This is a genomic window from Streptomyces sp. NPDC050418, assembly GCF_044458745.1.
Taxonomy (GTDB): Bacteria; Actinomycetota; Actinomycetes; order Streptomycetales; family Streptomycetaceae; genus Streptomyces.
The window spans coordinates 100,357-116,978 of sequence record NZ_JBITIG010000011.1 but is presented as its reverse complement, the minus strand read 5'-3'; the positions used below and the strand labels follow the sequence as shown (position 1 = coordinate 116,978).

General features: G+C 72.1%; 10 protein-coding genes and 3 pseudogenes. 3 read left to right on the top strand and 10 right to left on the bottom strand.

The features are described from left to right. Nucleotides 1-253 precede the first annotated feature (253 nt). Nucleotides 254-2,143 carry an AMP-dependent synthetase/ligase gene (locus ACIBI4_RS26180; RefSeq protein WP_399206487.1) on the bottom strand — a complete coding sequence of 630 codons (1,890 nt, stop codon included), beginning with the start codon at nt 2,141-2,143 and terminating at the stop codon, nt 254-256. Nucleotides 2,144-2,412: 269 nt separating this feature from the next. Then, complete coding sequence (gene lepA / locus ACIBI4_RS26175) at nt 2,413-4,275, bottom strand: translation elongation factor 4 (protein WP_399206485.1); 1,863 nt, start codon at nt 4,273-4,275, stop codon at nt 2,413-2,415. 265 nt (nt 4,276-4,540) lie between these two features. On the opposite strand from lepA, the gene rpsT reads away from it, so the two are divergent. Beyond that, nucleotides 4,541-4,807 (top strand): 30S ribosomal protein S20, encoded by a 267-nt coding sequence (rpsT, locus tag ACIBI4_RS26170; RefSeq protein ID WP_399206484.1) that lies wholly within the window; start codon nt 4,541-4,543, stop codon nt 4,805-4,807. Between the two features lie 200 nt (nt 4,808-5,007). Here the strand turns inward: rpsT and holA are convergent, their stop codons facing one another. Continuing rightward, nucleotides 5,008-5,997 (bottom strand): DNA polymerase III subunit delta, encoded by a 990-nt coding sequence (gene holA / locus ACIBI4_RS26165; protein WP_399206483.1) that lies wholly within the window; start codon nt 5,995-5,997, stop codon nt 5,008-5,010. 161 nt (nt 5,998-6,158) lie between these two features. Here holA and ACIBI4_RS26160 point away from each other — a divergent pair, with 161 nt between their 5' ends. Beyond that, nucleotides 6,159-6,995 carry an alpha/beta fold hydrolase gene (locus tag ACIBI4_RS26160; protein WP_399206482.1) on the top strand — a complete coding sequence of 279 codons (837 nt, stop codon included), beginning with the start codon at nt 6,159-6,161 and terminating at the stop codon, nt 6,993-6,995. A gap of 9 nt (nt 6,996-7,004) precedes the next feature. After that, a pseudogene (locus ACIBI4_RS26155) lies at nt 7,005-7,790 on the top strand (helix-turn-helix domain-containing protein); the annotation flags it as partial. Nucleotides 7,791-7,915: 125 nt separating this feature from the next. On the opposite strand, the gene ACIBI4_RS26150 reads toward ACIBI4_RS26155, so the two are convergent. The 7 genes and pseudogenes from ACIBI4_RS26150 to ACIBI4_RS26120 form a co-directional block, all read right to left on the bottom strand. Next, the gene (locus tag ACIBI4_RS26150) at nt 7,916-8,161 is read right to left on the bottom strand and encodes a hypothetical protein (protein WP_399206481.1); all 246 of its coding nucleotides are present in this window, start codon (nt 8,159-8,161) and stop codon (nt 7,916-7,918) included. A 43-nt stretch (nt 8,162-8,204) separates the two neighbouring features. Further along, a complete protein-coding gene (locus ACIBI4_RS26145; RefSeq protein ID WP_399206480.1) occupies nt 8,205-9,110 on the bottom strand; it encodes a YceI family protein in 906 nt (301 codons plus the stop codon). A gap of 258 nt (nt 9,111-9,368) precedes the next feature. Further along, nucleotides 9,369-10,022: pseudogene (locus tag ACIBI4_RS26140) on the bottom strand (arylamine N-acetyltransferase); the annotation flags it as partial. A gap of 351 nt (nt 10,023-10,373) precedes the next feature. After that, nucleotides 10,374-12,962 (bottom strand): annotated as a pseudogene (locus ACIBI4_RS26135) (ComEC/Rec2 family competence protein); the annotation flags it as partial. A gap of 182 nt (nt 12,963-13,144) precedes the next feature. Then, nucleotides 13,145-14,302 carry a helix-hairpin-helix domain-containing protein gene (locus ACIBI4_RS26130; RefSeq protein WP_399206479.1) on the bottom strand — a complete coding sequence of 386 codons (1,158 nt, stop codon included), beginning with the start codon at nt 14,300-14,302 and terminating at the stop codon, nt 13,145-13,147. Between the two features lie 405 nt (nt 14,303-14,707). Beyond that, entirely contained in the window at nt 14,708-15,553 is an 846-nt protein-coding gene (locus ACIBI4_RS26125; RefSeq protein ID WP_399206478.1) for a DegV family protein, read from the bottom strand. Between the two features lie 130 nt (nt 15,554-15,683). Further along, nucleotides 15,684-16,541: a hypothetical protein gene (locus tag ACIBI4_RS26120; protein ID WP_399206476.1), complete on the bottom strand. Its 858-nt coding sequence runs from the start codon at nt 16,539-16,541 to the stop codon at nt 15,684-15,686. Nucleotides 16,542-16,622 lie beyond the last annotated feature (81 nt).

Sequence of the window (16,622 nt, the reverse complement as noted above, 5' to 3'; positions counted from 1 at the left end):
CGCAGATGGAGGAGCTCCTGACACGGATGCGGGGGGGGGGGGGGGGGGGGGGGGGGGGGCCCCCCCCCCCCCCCCCCGCGGGGGGGGGGGGGGGGGGGGGGCCGGCGGCCCGCCCGCCGCGGGGGGGGGGGGGGGTGTTTTGGGGGGGGGGGGGGGGGGGGGGGGGGGGGGCGGGGGGGGGGGGGGGGGGGGGGGGGGGGGGGGGGCGCCCCCCCCCCCCCCCCCCCCCCCCCCCCCCCGTCCGCGGCAGGTGCTACGCCTCGCGGGCGCCCGCGTACATCTCGTCGACGAGCGGCTTGAACTCCCGCTCCACGACGGGCCGCTTGAGCTTGAGGCTCGGCGTCAGCTCGCCGTGCTCGACGTCGAGGTCACGCGGCAGGATCCGGAACTGCTTGATGGTCTGCCACTTCTGCAGGCCCTGGTTGAGCTCCTTGACGTAGCCCTCGATGAGCGCGTTCGTCCGCGCGTCGGCGAGTACGTCCGCGTACGCGGTGGAGGAGAGGCCCTCCTCCTTCGCCCACGTGGTGATGGACGGCTCGTCCAGGGCGATCAGCGCGGTGCAGTAGTTGCGGTCGGCGCCGATGACCAGGATGTTCGAGACGTACGGGCAGACGGCCTTGAACTGGCCCTCGACCTCGGACGGCGCGATGTACTTGCCGCCGGACGTCTTGATGAGGTCCTTCTTGCGGTCGGTGATCCGCAGGTAGCCGTCTACGGACAGCTCGCCGATGTCGCCGGTGTGGAACCAGCCGTCGGACTCGAGGACTTCGGCGGTCTTCTCGGGCAGCCCGTGGTAGCCCTGCATGATGCCGGGGCCGCGGAGGAGGATCTCGCCGTCGTCGGCGATCCGCACCTCGCAGCCGGGCAGCGGCTTGCCGACCGTGCCGGTGCGGTAGGCCTCGCCGGGGTTCACGAAGGAGGCGGCGCTGGACTCGGTGAGGCCGTAGCCCTCCAGGATGTGGATGCCGGCGCCCGCGAAGAAGTAGCCGATGTCGGGCGCGAGCGCGGCCGAACCGGAGACGCAGGCGCGCAGCCGGCCGCCGAAGGCCTCGCGCAGCTTGCCGTAGACCAGCTTGTCGGCGACGGCGTGCTTGGCGCTCAGACCGAACGGCGCCGAGGACTTGCCGGTACGCCGGAAGTTGTCCTGCGTGACCTGCGCGTACTCACGGGCGACGCCCGCCGCCCACTGGAAGATCTTGTACTTGGCACCGCCGCCGGCGCGTGCCTTGGCCGCGACCCCGTTGTAGACCTTCTCGAAGATGCGCGGCACAGCGGCCATGTAGGTCGGCTGCACGACCGGCAGATTCTCGATGATCTTGTCGACGCGGCCGTCCACGGCGGTGACGTGCCCGACCTCGATCTGCCCGGAGGTCAGCACCTTGCCGAAGACGTGCGCGAGCGGCAGCCACAGGTACTGCACGTCGTCGGGTCCGCACAGTCCGGTCTGCGCGATGGCCTTCGCCATGTACGACCAGTTGTCGTGCGGCAGCCGGACGCCCTTGGGCTTGCCGGTGGTGCCCGAGGTGTAGATCAGGGTGGCCAGCTGGTCCTTGGTGAGGGCCGCGACCCGCTCCTTGACGGAGTCCGGGTTCTTCTCCAGGTACGCCGCTCCGCGGGCCTCCAGGTCCGCGAGCGAGAGCACCCAGCCCTCCGGGTCGCCCTCGGCGGGCTGCGCGTCGGCGGCCTCGATCACCACGACGTGCTTGAGGTCGGGCAGTTCGGCCCGGCGCTCACGCGCCTTCGCCAGCTGCGCGGCGTCCTCGGCGATCAGCACCTGGCTCTCGGAGTCGCTCAGGATGTACGCGGCCTCCTCGGCGTTCGTCGAGGCGTAGACCGTGGTCGTGGCCGCGCCGGCGCAGAGAATGCCCAGGTCGGTGAGGATCCACTCGACGCGGGTGTTGGCGGCGAGCGCGACCCGCTGCTCCGGCTGTACGCCGAGGTCGAGCAGACCGGCGGCGACCGCGAAGACGCGCTCCGCGGCCTCGGCCCAGCTCAGGGACTTCCAGTCGTCGGGGCCCTGGCCGGAGGCCGGCGGCACCGGGTAGCGGTAGGCCTCCCCGTCCGGGGTCTGGGCCACGCGCTCAAGGAAGAGGTTCGCCACGGAAGGCGGGCGGTTCTCGATCAAGTTCTGTGTGTCGCTCACGACATCCTCCGGGCCCGCGACAGTGCGTGCGACTGATGCGACTGAGTGGCTGCTGGTGCGTACTGTGGTGTGCGTTGTTTAACTTGCGAGTAACTAACGAGCAGTGATCAGAGTAGAGGGCCCGGGCCCGGCGCGTAAGGGGCCTTGAGCTGTCAGTTCCTCACAGAACGGCAACGGGCCCGCGGCGCGGGTGCGCTGCGGGCCCGTGACGGGCGGGCGGTGTCCGGATGCCGGACCGCGAAGTCCGGAACGCCCGGTTCCGGGGCGCCCTACTTCTTCTTCGGGCTCTCGTCGCTGGAGAGCACCGCGATGAAGGCTTCCTGCGGCACCTCGACGGAGCCGACCATCTTCATCCGCTTCTTGCCTTCCTTCTGCTTCTCGAGGAGCTTCCGCTTACGGGAGATGTCACCGCCGTAGCACTTGGCGAGGACGTCCTTGCGGATGGCGCGGATGGTCTCGCGGGCGATGACCCGCGACCCGATGGCGGCCTGGATCGGCACCTCGAAGGCCTGCCGCGGGATGAGCTCGCGCAGCTTGGCGACGAGCCGCACGCCGTACGCGTACGCCGCGTCCTTGTGCGTGACGGCCGAGAAGGCGTCGACCTTGTCGCCGTGCAGCAGGATGTCCACCTTGACCAGGCTGGAGGCCTGCTCGCCGGTGGGCTCGTAGTCGAGCGAGGCATAGCCGCGGGTCTTGGACTTCAGCTGGTCGAAGAAGTCGAAGACGATCTCGGCGAGGGGCAGCGTGTAGCGGATCTCGACGCGGTCCTCGGAGAGGTAGTCCATGCCCAGCAGGGTGCCGCGGCGGGTCTGGCAGAGCTCCATGATCGAGCCGATGAACTCGCTCGGCGCGAGGATCGTGGCCCGTACGACCGGCTCGAAGACCTTGTCGATCTTGCCCTCGGGGAACTCGCTCGGGTTGGTGACCGTGTGCTCCGTGCCGTCCTCCATGATCACGCGGTAGACCACGTTGGGGGCGGTGGCGATCAGGTCGAGGCCGAACTCGCGCTCCAGGCGCTCGCGGATCACGTCCAGGTGCAGCAGACCGAGGAAGCCGACACGGAAGCCGAAGCCGAGGGCCGCGGAGGTCTCCGGCTCGTAGACGAGGGCGGCGTCGTTGAGCTGCAGCTTGTCGAGGGCCTCGCGCAGGTCCGGGTACTCGGAGCCGTCCAGCGGATACAGACCCGAGAAGACCATCGGCTTCGGGTCCTTGTAGCCGCCGAGGGCCTCCGTGGCGCCCTTCTGGAAGGAGGTGATCGTGTCACCGACCTTCGACTGGCGGACGTCCTTCACACCGGTGATCAGGTAGCCCACCTCGCCGACGCCGAGACCGTCGGAGGGCGTCATCTCGGGCGAGGAGACACCGATCTCCAGGAGCTCGTGGGTGGCGCCCGTCGACATCATGCGGATGCGCTCGCGCTTGTTGAGCTGGCCGTCCACGACACGGACGTACGTGACCACACCGCGGTACGAGTCGTAGACCGAGTCGAAGATCATCGCGCGGGCCGGGGCGTCCTTGACGCCGACCGGGGCCGGGACGTCACGGACGACGCGGTCGAGCAGCGCGTCCACGCCGACGCCGGTCTTCGCGGAGACCTTCAGAACGTCCTCGGGCTGGCAGCCGATGAGGTTCGCCAGCTCCTCGGAGAACTTCTCGGGCTGCGCGGCCGGCAGGTCGATCTTGTTGAGCACCGGGACGATGGTGAGGTCGTTCTCCATCGCCAGATACAGGTTGGCGAGGGTCTGCGCCTCGATGCCCTGCGCGGCGTCGACCAGGAGGATCGTGCCCTCACAGGCCGCGAGGGAGCGCGACACCTCGTACGTGAAGTCCACGTGGCCCGGGGTGTCGATCATGTTGAGGATGTGGGTCTTCCCCTGGTCCTCGCCCTCGGTGGGGGCCCAGGGCAGCCGGACCGCCTGGGACTTGATGGTGATGCCGCGCTCGCGCTCGATGTCCATGCGGTCGAGGTACTGAGCACGCATCTGCCGCTGCTCGACCACGCCCGTCAACTGGAGCATGCGGTCGGCGAGCGTGGACTTGCCGTGGTCGATGTGCGCGATGATGCAGAAATTGCGGATCAGCGCCGGGTCGGTACGGCTCGGCTCGGGCACATTCACAGGGGTCGCGGGCACGCAGGGTCCTGATTCTTGAGACGTCCGCAGCTCTGTGCGGCCTCGGGTCGGATCGATACGTAGCCTCCATCGTCCCACGAGCGCGGGGATGAGCCCGGCGGGGCCGGTCCGCGAGGGCCGGGAAGGCCCGGTTTGGGCCGGTCAGGGGACGGCTGGTACCGTGGGCAGCTGTGTCTTACTGCCCTCTCAGCAACGAGGCACGTCATCTAGAACCAGTCCTTCGGGGGTCTCTCCCGGGGACTACGAACCTGTAAAGGCTCTTTTCGTGGCGAACATCAAGTCCCAGATCAAGCGGAACAAGACGAACGAGAAGGCGCGCCTGCGCAACAAGGCCGTCAAGTCCTCGCTCAAGACCGCGATCCGCAAGACCCGTGAGGCGACCGCCGCCGGTGACGTCGAGAAGGCCACCACGGCCCTCCGCGAGGCCACCCGCAAGCTGGACAAGGCCGTCTCCAAGGGTGTCATCCACAAGAACCAGGCCGCCAACAAGAAGTCGGCGCTTGCTTCGAAGGTTGCCTCCCTCCAGGGCTGAGCTTCCGCTCAGGGGACGGGCTGAGGCCCGGCCCCACACCGCAAGACCTCGCGAACAACTTCGAGCCCTCTACCTCGAATCGCACAGATGACGCGGTCGCCACGCCGCGCGTATGCCCCCGGACCCACTCCGGGGGCATTGCTGTGTCCAGGGGCGGTCATCCGGCTGCGGGGCGAACGGCTCGCCCTTCCGGCTGTGGGTCAGCGGCCGCCGCGGGAGCGGGCCGCGCGGGCGATCGTGACGACCGCCTTCTCCAGCGCGTACTCCGGGTCGTCGCCGCCGCCCTTCACGCCCGCGTCCGCCTCGGCGACCGCGCGCAGGGCGACCGCGACGCCGTCCGGGGTCCAGCCGCGCATCTGCTGACGGACCCGGTCGATCTTCCAGGGCGGCATGCCCAGCTCACGGGCCAGGTCGGCGGGGCGGCCTCCGCGGGCCGAGGAGAGCTTGCCGATCGCCCGTACGCCCTGGGCCAGGGCGCTCGTGATCATCACCGGGGCGACGCCCGTGGACAGCGACCAGCGCAGGGCCTCCAGCGCCTCGGCCGCCCGGCCCTCCACCGCACGGTCGGCGACCGTGAAGCTCGACGCCTCGGCGCGGCCCGTGTAGTAGCGCCCGACGACCGCCTCGTCGATGGTGCCCTCGACATCCGCGACAAGCTGCGAGACCGCGCTCGCCAGCTCCCGCAGATCGCTGCCGATCGCGTCGACCAGGGACTGGCAGGCCTCCGGGGTGGCCGAGCGGCCGAGGGTGCGGAACTCGCTCCGTACGAACGAGAGCCGGTCCGCGGGCTTGGTCATCTTCGGGCAGGCAACCTCACGGGCACCGGCCTTGCGGGCCGCGTCGAGCAGCCCCTTTCCCTTGGCTCCGCCCGCGTGCAGCAGGACCAGGGTGATCTCCTCGGCGGGCGCCGCGAGGTAGGTCTTCACATCCTTGACCGTGTCCGCGGACAGGTCCTGCGCATTGCGTACGACGACGACCTTGCGCTCGGCGAACAGCGAGGGGCTCGTCAGCTCGGCGAGCGTGCCCGGCTGGAGCTGGTCGGGGGTGAGATCGCGGACGTCCGTGTCCGCGTCGACCGCGCGGGCCGCGGCGACGATCTGCTGCACGGCACGGTCGAGCAGCAGGTCCTCCTGGCCCACGGCGAGGGTGAAGGGCGCGAGCGGGTCGTCTTGAGCAGCGTTCCTGGCCATTGCGGTCAAGGATCCCACGGGGGACTGACAGTGCCGCACGACGGCGGGGCGGGCGGGCCTGGCGGGCCGGGTCCGGGGGCGGGTGGGTCTCGCGGGCGGGGTCTCACGGGCGGGGACATTTGTACAAGACCCGGTGCCCGGCGGGCGCGCACGCTCTCCGTATGACTGCTGACGAAGCCCGCATCCGGTGCGGGATGTACGTGACCCAGGACGGGCCGCGCGAGGCGGCGCCGCTGGTACTCCTGCACGGCTCCGGCGCGAGTGGCGCCTGCTGGGAGCCGATGGTCGCGCCGCTCGCGCAGCGGCGCCGTGTCGTACGGGTCGATCTGCCGGGCTGCGGCAGGTCGCCGTCCGCCCCGTCCTATGACGTTCCGCTCCAGGCCGGACGGGTGGCGGCGCTCCTCGACGAGCTCGGGCTCGCCGGTGCCGCGGTCGCCGGGCACTCCAGCGGCGGGTACGTGGCCACCGCGCTGGCCGAGCAGCGGCCCGATCTGGTCGGCTCGCTGACGCTGATCAGCAGCGGGCCCGCCCTCGACGCCCTGCTGCCCGAACCGCTCATTCTGCGGGTCCTGCTCGGGCCGCCGTTCGGTCCGCTGGTGTGGGGGCTGCGGACGGACGCCGTGATCCGCAAAGGGCTGCTCGCGACGACGGTGCGGCCCGCGGAGGTGCCGGCCGAGCTGGTCGCGGGGGTCAAGGGGATCTCGTACCGCACGTTCCGCAAGGTCCTGAAGGCGAACGGGGCGTACATCTCCGCACAGGACGTCCCCACGCGGCTCGCGGCGCTGGACGTTCCGGTGTACGTGATCTTCGGGAGCGCCGATCCGCGCTGGGACCCGGCGTCCGCGCTGCGGTACGGGAGCGTGCCAGGGGTGCGGATCGAGATGCTGCCCGGCGTCGGCCATCTGGCGCCGCTCGAAGCACCCCAGGAGACGGCCGAGCTGCTGCTCGCGTTCACCGCGTCCGGTTCCGGGATTCCGCCTGGTACGCGGGGAACCTAGGCTTGACGTATGGCCGCGGCAGTTGCGGTGGCGGGTGAGCCATCCATCGACTGGGCGTTGTGCGATGTCGTCGCACCGCGTCCCGCGGCGCGGTTGCCGGGCGTCGAGATGGCCGGGTTCTCGCTGCGGGTGCCCACGCCCGTCGACATCGCGATGGTGGCGCATCCCGCCGTCACACTGCTCGTCGATCTGAACGTCTCGGGTGACGGACTCATCATCGACGGCGCCGGGCACTCGCGGCACGGAAGCGTCGTGGTCGGGATGCTGCCCGGGGAAGTCCGGGTGAGCGGGCACCGTGGCGACTGTCTGCAGATCCGGCTCGAACCGGCCGTGGCCGCCGCGGTCTTCCGGGACGCCGACGGGCTGCTCGGCTCGGTGGTGTCCCTGGACGACCTGTGGGGCCGGGGCGCCGGCGACCGGGCCGAGGAGCGGTTGCGCGCGGCCGGGTCGTGGGAGGAACGGTTCGCGCTCGCGCGGCAGTTGCTCGTCGCACGGCTCGCCGGCGGGCGTACGGTCGATCCGGAGGTCGCGCACATCTGGGGGCGTACGCGCACCAGTTGCGGACAGGTCCGGGTCGACGGGCTCGCGGACGAGGTCGGCTGGAGCCGCAAACGGCTCTCGGCGCGCTTCCGGTCGCAGCTGGGCATCACGCCCAAGCTCGCGGCGCGTCTGGTGCGCTTCGACCGTGCCGTGCATCTGCTGGCGGCGGGGCGGACCGCGGCGGCGGTCGCGGCCGAGAGCGGGTACACCGACCAGTCGCATCTGCACCGCGAGGTCAGGGAGTTCTCGGGCCTCACACCGACGCGCGCGGCGGCGTCGCCCTGGCTGGAGATCGACGACGTGGCGTGGCCGGGGGCGTCGGCGGTGCGGGCTTCCGGCGCGCGGGGTCCGGGGGCGGAGGTGCCCGTGGCGCGGGCCGGTTACGGCTCCTCGCGCCAGCCCTCGAACTCGGCGGCGAACGCGTCGAGTTCCGCCGCGTCGAGTGCCTCGTCCTCGTCGACGAGGACCACCAGCCACTGGGCGTCCTCGGCGTCGTCCTCACCGGCGAGGGCATCCCGCACGAGCTGAGGCTCCTCCGCGCTGCCGAAGCGGGCGGGCAGGGCCTCGATCAGCTCTTCCGCGGTATCACGGTCCGGCAGCACCAGGACATGTCGTACGTCGCTCACCTGCCCATTCTCGCGCATCACCGGACCGTGGGCGGGGTGAGGGTCAGGACTTGGGGACGATCTGGACGTCGAGGTCGATCGTGATGCTGGGGCCGACCACCGCGATGCCGCGGGCGAGCATGGTCTGCCAGCTGACCGTGAAGTCGTCGCGGTGCAGCTCGGTGGTGGCGCGGCAGGCGGCGCGGGTCTCGCCCTCCATCCCGTTGCCGATGCCCAGGTACTCCGTGTCGAGGGTGACCGTGCGCGTCACGCCGTGCAGCGAGAGCGCGCCGGTGACGGCCCAGCGGGTGCCGCCGCGGTGCAGGAAGCGGTCGCTGTAGAACTCGAGCGTCGGATAGCGGTCGACGTCCAGGAAGTCGGCCGAGCGCAGATGGTCGTCGCGCATCTTGACGTTGGTGTCGATGGAGGAGGCGTCGATCACCACGTGCATCGCGGACTGCTCCATGCGGTCGGCTATACGGATCGCGCCGGCGAATGTGTTGAACCGGCCGTGGATCCGGGCGAGCCCGATGTGCCGCGCCGTGAACGCGATCGAGGAATGCGTCGGCTCCATCTCCCAGTCGCCCGGGTCGGGGAGCGCAGGGGGCGGCGAGACCTGGAGCATCACATCGCCCAGCGCCGCGTGACCGCTCGGCTCGACGGTGGCGCCGGAGCGGAAGGGCGCATAGCCGTCGGCGGAGACCGCGAGCCGGTACTCGCCCGCGGGGACGGAGGCCACGAACGAGCCGTACGGGTCCGCCTCACCGGAGACGACCTTGCGGCCCATGGCGTCGGTCACGGCGAACTCGGCGCCGCGCACCGGCTCGCTGACCGGGTCGAGCACGCGGCAGCTGAGCAGGCCTCCGTTGGACGGCACGGTGAGCGCGCCGGCGGGGGCGAGTCCGCCCTGGTGGACACGTGCCCTGCGACGGCCCATGCGGTCCGAACGGTTGCCGAGGCGGCCGAACATCGTGTGTCCCCCTGAACGACTTGTCAGTCTGCTGTGTTCCGTCGGCGTGTGCGGGTGCCCGAGCGGATGCCCGAGCGGGTGCCGACGATGCATTCGACCATCTGTGCGGCTTTCGGGGCAACACGGGGTCACATCGCGGGAATGTGCGGGTGGGGCGGCACTGGGGGTTACTGGTGAGTTCGGGTGAATTTGCCGTTCCGGTTGTGGCGGGGCCAAGCGGGGTCGCGTGCGGGCGCGTGAGGTCGGTCTGGTGGTCGGTCAGGTGGTCGTGGGGTCCTTCGGCAGGTGGTCGAGGGGCATGCCGAAGTGGTCGCGGTAGGCCGCCAACACCTCGGCGTCGGTGGCCAGTTCGGCCGTACGGCGCCGGCCGTCCTCCGTGACGGTCAGCTTCCTGCCGCTGAGGGTGGTGCGTCCCCGGTCCGTACGGAGGGAGCACACCAGCGAGCGCGTGAAGTGCGAGTCGGGCGACGTGCGGTGGTACCAGGCGCCGGCCGTGAAGTCGCGCAGCGCACGCGGCCGCGGGTCGAGCACGAACTGCGCCTTGCCGTCCTGGAACAGATCGAGATCGCCCCCGGCAGCCTCGGCGATCCGGAACACCCCGTCCGGGTCGCGCTGCTCACCCCGCTCGCCGTAGACGAGCGGATGCAGGCTGTGCGCGCCGAAGCCGACGTCGGCCAGCCACACACCGCCGTCCACGTCACACACCCGCAGCGCCAGGTGGTCGTACGGGATGCCGGGACGTCCCTGACCGTCGTACACCCGTGCCTGCAGCAGCGTCACGTCGAAGCCGAGCGCGGTGAGCAGGGCGGCGAAGGCGCCGTTGAGTTCGTAGCAGAAGCCGCCGCGACGGGCGTCGACGATCTTCGCGACCAGTGCCTCGGACTCCAGCCGGATCTCCTCTCCCAGATGGATCGACAGGTTCTCGAAGGGGACGCTGCGCAGATGCCGCTCCTGCAGCAACCGCAGCGCCTCGGCGTCGGGCCGGCGCGGGCGGTCGGCCCCGATGCGGCGCAGATACGCCTCGACGCGGTCGTCGCCGAGACGGCTCTCGCCATGGCGGTCCTCGCCGCCGCGGCCCCGGCTCCTGTGGTCCTCACCGTTGCTGTCCTCGATGGAGCGGTGATCCAAGGTCATGCGTCCAGTGTGACGCGCGGCGGGCTGGGGCGAGCGGCTGGTCGGGGGCGGAGGTGGGGTGGTGGCCGCTGAGGTAGAGGACTGTGGGGTGGAGGCCGCTGGTGTCGTGGGGGTGCCGTTGGTGGTGTGGACGTGGAGGGTTCTGCCGTTGCCGGTCACCGCCACCGCTCCGTCCATGTCCGTGCGCGCGACCGTCGTGCCGAAGGAACGCAGCGCCGTGAGGACCGCGGGTGACGGGTGGCCGTAACCGTTGTCCTGTCCCACACCGATCACGGCGAGGCGGGGCCGGGTGCGCTGCAGAAAGCGTGGGTCCTGATGGGGCGACCCGTGATGCGGGACCTTGAGGACGTCCACCGGCGGAAGCCCGGGATACGCCTTCAACAGGGCCTGCTGGGAAGGGGGTTCGAGGTCGCCGGGGAGCAGCAGCGTCAGACCGGCCGTACGGACGAGGAGGGTGACGCTGGCGTCGTTCGCCTCCTGCGGCGGGACCACGCCCGGCGGGTGCACGGCTCCCGGACGGTCGGCCGGCGGCCACAGGACCTGCCAGCGGACCGGTCCCGCCCGCCGCCGCTCCCCCGCCCGCGCGGCCACCACGGGAACGCCCTGCTTCTCCGCCTCGGCCCGCACGAACGCGGCCTGTCCGGGCGGGTCCTGCAAACCGGTCGTCTGGATCGCCCCGACGGAGCGACCCTTCAGTACGCCGGGAAGGCCGGCGACGTGATCCGCGTGGAAGTGTGTGAGGAGGACGAGCGGGATACGGGTCACGCCGAGCGCGTGCAGACAGCGGTCCACGAGCCGCGGATCGGGCCCGGCGTCGACGACCACGGCCGTACCGGGCCCCGTGGCGAGCACGGACGCGTCGCCCTGACCGACATCGCACATCACGAACCGCCAGTCGGGCGGCGGCCAGCCGGTCAGGACCCGGGTGAGCGGGGCGGGCCGCAGGACGGCGAGCACCAGGAGCGAGGCGCACACGATCAGTGCGGCGGGGTGGCGCAGGACGCGCCGTGCCAGGGGCAGCAGTGCGAGCACCAGTGCGGCGAGGAGCAGTCCGCCGGTCCAGCCGTCGGGCCAGTCCGCCTGTGCGCCGGGTTGCTCGGCGCCCGTACGGGCCACCGACGCGACCCATTCCGTGGGCCAACCCGCGCACCAGGCCAGGGCTTTGGCGGCGGGCATCGCGAACGGGGCGAGCGCGAGCGTGGCGAAGCCGAGCACGGTGGCGGGGGCCACCGCGAGTTCGGCCAGGAGATTGCAGGGGATCGCGACGAGGCTGACGCGGGAGGAGATCACGACGACCACGGGCGCGCAAACGGCCTGCGCCGATCCGGCGGCGGCGAGCGCCTCCGCGAGCCGGGGCGGGACGCCACGGCGTTGCAGCGCGGCGCTCCAGCCCGGCGCGATGACCAGGAGCGCCCCGGTGGCGAGCACCGAGAGAAGGAAGCCGTAACTGTGCGACAGCCAGGGGTCGTAGAGGAGCAGGAGCAAGGCGGCCGCGGCGAGGGCGGGCAGGAGGGAGCGGCGGCGGCCGGTCGCGATGGCGAGGAGGGCGATCGCCCCGCAGGCCGCCGCGCGCAGCACGCTGGGGTCGGGGCGGCAGACGACGACGAACGCCAGCGTCAGCACTCCGCCGCATACCGCCGTGGTCCGCAGCGACAGGCCGAGCCGGGGTGCGAGGCCACGGCGTTCGGCGCGCATCGCCAACGCGGGCGGTCCGATGAGGAGTACGAGGACGATGGTGAGGTTGCTGCCCGAGACGGCGAGCAGATGAGTGAGGTCCGTGGCCCGGAAGGCGTCCTCCAGGTCGGGCGGCACTCGGGTCGTGTCGCCCACGACGAGACCCGGGAGCAGGGCGCGGGCGTCGGCGGAGAGCGGGTCGGTGGCCTCACGCAGCCCTGCCCGCAACTCGCCCGCGGTCCGCTGCAGGGCACTGGGCGGCTCGATGACACGGGGCGGCTGCGCGCCGGGCACCCGCAGAACGGCCGCGATGCGGTCCGCTCCGCCGGGCAGTGGGGGTGAGAGAGGTGCGCGGAGGTGGACGCGAGTGGACGGGAGCAGGGACAACCACGGGGAGGTGATCGGTGGTTGGGCCGATGTCGTGCGGCCTCCGCCGGCGGCGGCGGGATCATGGCGGGCGATGACGAGGACAGGGGTGCGGGTGGTGACCGTGCCGCTCTCGGCGAAGGTCACGCGGCGGACGTCGGCGTCGAACACGATGCTGGGCGGCGCTTGCCGGTCGCCGTTGACTCGTGGCCGCGCGACGCGGGGATCCGAGGTGACCGTCAGCTCGACGGTCACCGTGGTGTAGCTGCCCGCGAGCTCCGGAATCGGCCCCTGATACAGACCGGCCGAATGCAGTCCGGCGGAGAGCGCACCGCCCGCCGCGCAGAGCAGTGCGGCGGCGGTGGCGAGCAGGGTGGGGGTACGGAGGTGGGTGCGGGTCTCGGGCTCGCGTGTCCGCGGGCGCCGAAGCTCCGCTTGCGTCCGCGGACCCTCCTTCGCCCGTGCCACCTGGCGCCGCCGCCTCAACTCCCAGCCCAGCAACGCCAGCCCAGCCACAAGAGCGACCACCGCCGCGGGCCAGATCGCGTCCATCGGGCGCCCGACCGCAAGGGCCGACGCGCCCCAGGTCGCGAGGGCGGGTGGGATCAGGCGGAGGTCCGCGGGGCCCTCCTGCCGCGGATGGGACGCGCCCAAGCGGTGCCCCGACTCGGCGTGCACCGCAGGGCGAGGCGTCACCGCGCCGCCATCCCGATCCGCCCCGATGGGGGGCACTCCCCCAACAGACCCTGCCCCGTTGCCCGCGCCGAGACGGTGCCCCGACGCAGCACGCACCACGGAACGTGGCGTCACCGCGCCGCCGTCCGGGTCCGCCCCACCACGAGGCACCGCACCCCACCGGCTCACGGCCGCACCGCGTCCTTGAGGTCCGCGAAGCGGCGATCTCCGATGCCGTTGACCTCTCTGAGTTCGTCCACCGAGCGGAAACCGCCGTTCTGCGTGCGGTAGTCGATGATGTGCTGGGCCAGGACCGGGCCGACGCCAGGCAGGGTGTCGAGCTGGTCCGCCGTCGCCGAGTTGAGGCTCACGGGGCCGGCGGGCGCCGCTCCCCCAGGTACCGCGGTGGAACCCGCGCCCTGCGCTCCGGGCGGTGCGCCGACCACGACCTGCTCACCGTCGACGAGCAGTCGCGCCCGGTTGAGACCCGACAGATCCGTCCCGGGTTTCGCGCCGCCCGCGGCACGCAGCGCATCCGCGACCCGGGAACCCAGGGGCAGACGATGCACACCCGGTTCCCGCACCTTGCCGCCGATGTCGACAACGAGCAGGCCACCGGCGCCCGTTGGATCTGCCGATCGATCCCCCGCCGCACCGCCGGGACCGTCCGCAGCACCCGCATCCCCACCCGTGTCCACATCCGCGGACACCGCCGGAGCCGCCCGGACGACATCCGGTGCGCCGACCGGCTGCGGCCGCCCCAGCCAGAAGTGCTGCACGGCGAACGCGGCGCCGGCGACCAGGAGCACCATGAGCACGATGACACTGCGCCGCTCCAGACCGCACCGGGTCTGCAGCCACAGCGGCAGCCGCTCCCGCACGGCCGAACGCCACCGCTCGGGGCGCCCGTTGTCCACGTCGGGTTCACCCCACGTGTCATCAGCCGCCGGGGCCGCCACCCAATCGGCGCCCTCCGCAGCCTGAGCACCAACACCAGCCCCCGCACCGGCACCCACACCCACACCCACCGAATCCAGCTCGCCGACCGCGGACGACGACGACCCCCGTACGCCTTCGTCCGCGGCCGTCCCCCGGCGGCGTACCACCGTGGTCGCACCCCGGCGGCGTACCACCGTGGTCGTGAGGTCCGAGCGCTCGCGGGTCCGGGCCGCGAAGGCTTCCGCGGCGCTCCGGTCGACGGCCCAGCGCGGAACGGCCGGACCGTCCCACCGCGGCAGGGAGGCCGCATCCACCGCAGAGTCCGGCGGCTGGTCGAAGAGGCGGGCCGCCCGGCGGCGCACCCGCTCGGCCGCCACGTGCTCGCGCCGCCGCCGGCGCCGCACACGGCGATGCCCCGCCCGGCCATCGGAGCCCACGCCACGGCCAGGACCGCTGGTGGGAGCTCCACCCGAAGCCACGAACGACGCGCGCGCAGAAGCCGAGGCGGGAGAGGGAGAGGGAGAGGGAGAGGCGAAGAAGGGCGAGGAGGAAGAGGGAGGCAGTGACGAAGAGGGAGGCCGTGACGAAGAGGGAGGCCGTGACGAAGAAGGAGGCCGTGACGAAGAAGGAGGCCGTGACGAAGAAGGAGGCCGTGACGAAGAAGGAGGCATGCCGACGACCGTAGGCATCGCCGCCACCACAAGTGGATCTTGCTCAATTCCCGTGGACAACCCACCGGTTGTGGAAAACTCCGCCACCCATGTGGGTGACCGCGACGGCGGCCAACGCCGAGCCGGACCAGACCCGGCTCACCGAGCCGAAATCACCACACCCAGCAACCCGGGCCCCGTATGCGCCCCGATCACGGCCCCCACCTCACTGACATGCAGCTCCCCGAGCCCGGGCAACCGCGTCCGCAGCCGCTCGGCCAGTGCCGCCGCCCGTTCGGGGGCGGCGAGGTGGTGCACCGCGAGGTCCACGTGTGCGGCGCCCGCGCGGTCCGCGGCGATCTCCTCCAGGCGCGCGATGGCCTTGGACGCCGTCCGTACCTTCTCGAGCAACTCGATCCGTCCGCCGTCGAGTTGGAGCAGCGGCTTGACCGCGAGCGCCGAGCCGAGCAGTGCCTGGGCGGCGCCGATGCGGCCGCCGCGGCGCAGGTAGTCGAGCGTGTCGACGTAGAAGTAGGCCGACGTGGCCGCGGCGCGTTTCTGCGCGGCGGCCACCGCCTCGTCGAGCGTGCCGCCCGCCTCGGCCGCCTCCGCCGCCGACAGCGCGCAGAAGCCCAGCGCCATCGCGACCATGCCGGTGTCCACGACGCGTACGGGCACGGGCGCGTCCTTCGCGGCGACGACGGCCGCGTCGTACGTACCGGAGAACTCGGAGGACAGGTGCAGCGAGACGATGCCCTGCGCTCCGCTCGCGGCGACCTTGCGGTACGTCTGCGCGAACGTCTCCGGGCTCGGGCGCGAGGTCGTGACCGGGCGGCGCTTCTGCAGGGCCTGGGCCAGGGAGCGGGCGGAGATCTCCGTGCCCTCTTCGAGGGCCTGGTCGCCGAGGACGACGGTCAGCGGGACCGCCGTGATGCCGTGCCGTTCCATCGCCGGGGGCGGCAGGTAGGCCGTTGAATCCGTGACGATCGCGACATGGCGGGACATGAGCTGGAGATTACCTGGCGGGGTGTGAGTGGGCGCCCCCAGGGTCGGTGGGACCGCGAGGGCTTCGCCCTTGCACCCCGCATCCGGACTTCGTTCGGATCTGCTCAAGCGCCGCAGGGCTGATTGCGCCTTAAGGGCGCTCGTCCTCAAACGCCGGACGGGCTGAGTGGGGCTGCTTCTGCCAGGGGTACGTGGGCTGTGGTGCCGGGGGCTCGATCGCCTGCGGGCCGCCGTCGCCCTCGCCGGCCCGGTCCGGCCAGGTCTGCTCGGACGCGTCGCCCAGGCCGTCGACCAGCGTCGGCTCGGGCCACGCCCGCGGCGCCGGGGCGGGTGTGGGTGTGGGTGTGGGTGTGGGTGTGGGTGTGGGTGTGGGTGTGGGTGTGGGCTCACCCGCCGCGGGTGACGGGACCGAAGCGGCCGGAGCCGCCGAGCCCTCCGTCTCCCCACGATCCCAGTGCCGAAGCGCCCCCGACTCCACATCGATCTGCGTCCGCAGCGCCTCGAAGTCGTCGTCGGCGAACTTGCGCGCGCGGTCCTGCGCCGCGAAGCGCAGGGAGTCCGCCGCCTCGGTGATCCGTCCCGTGCGCTCGCGCAACTCCGGGAGCTGGGCGGACAGTCGCGCCTTGTCCGGCTCGCGCTCCAGGCGCTTGAGGTCCGCGTCGAGCTCCCAGCCGTGGACGCTGAGGCGCTCGAAGAGGCCGACCGATTCCTGCAGCGACGCGTCCTCGCCGACCGCCGCCTGCAGCGCATCCTGCGTGGCGCGCATCGAGGTGCGCAGCTTGAGCCGGAGCTGGGCGAGCTCGCCCGCCGGGCCGATCTGCGCGAAGGTACGCGCCCGGAGCTGGGTGTCCTCGACCTGTCGCCGGGCCTGCGTGATCGTGCGGTCCACTCCGCGCTTGGCGGCCTTCACGACCTTGACCGTGACGAACACGCCCAGCGCCACGAACAGCACGAAGAGCACCGCCAGTACGGCAAGTACTTCACCCATGAGGGGCTCCTAAGCAGCGGGACGACGCAACGGATGGGGCTACTTCCCACCGTAAACGCCCGAGGGCAGGCCGAGGGTTCC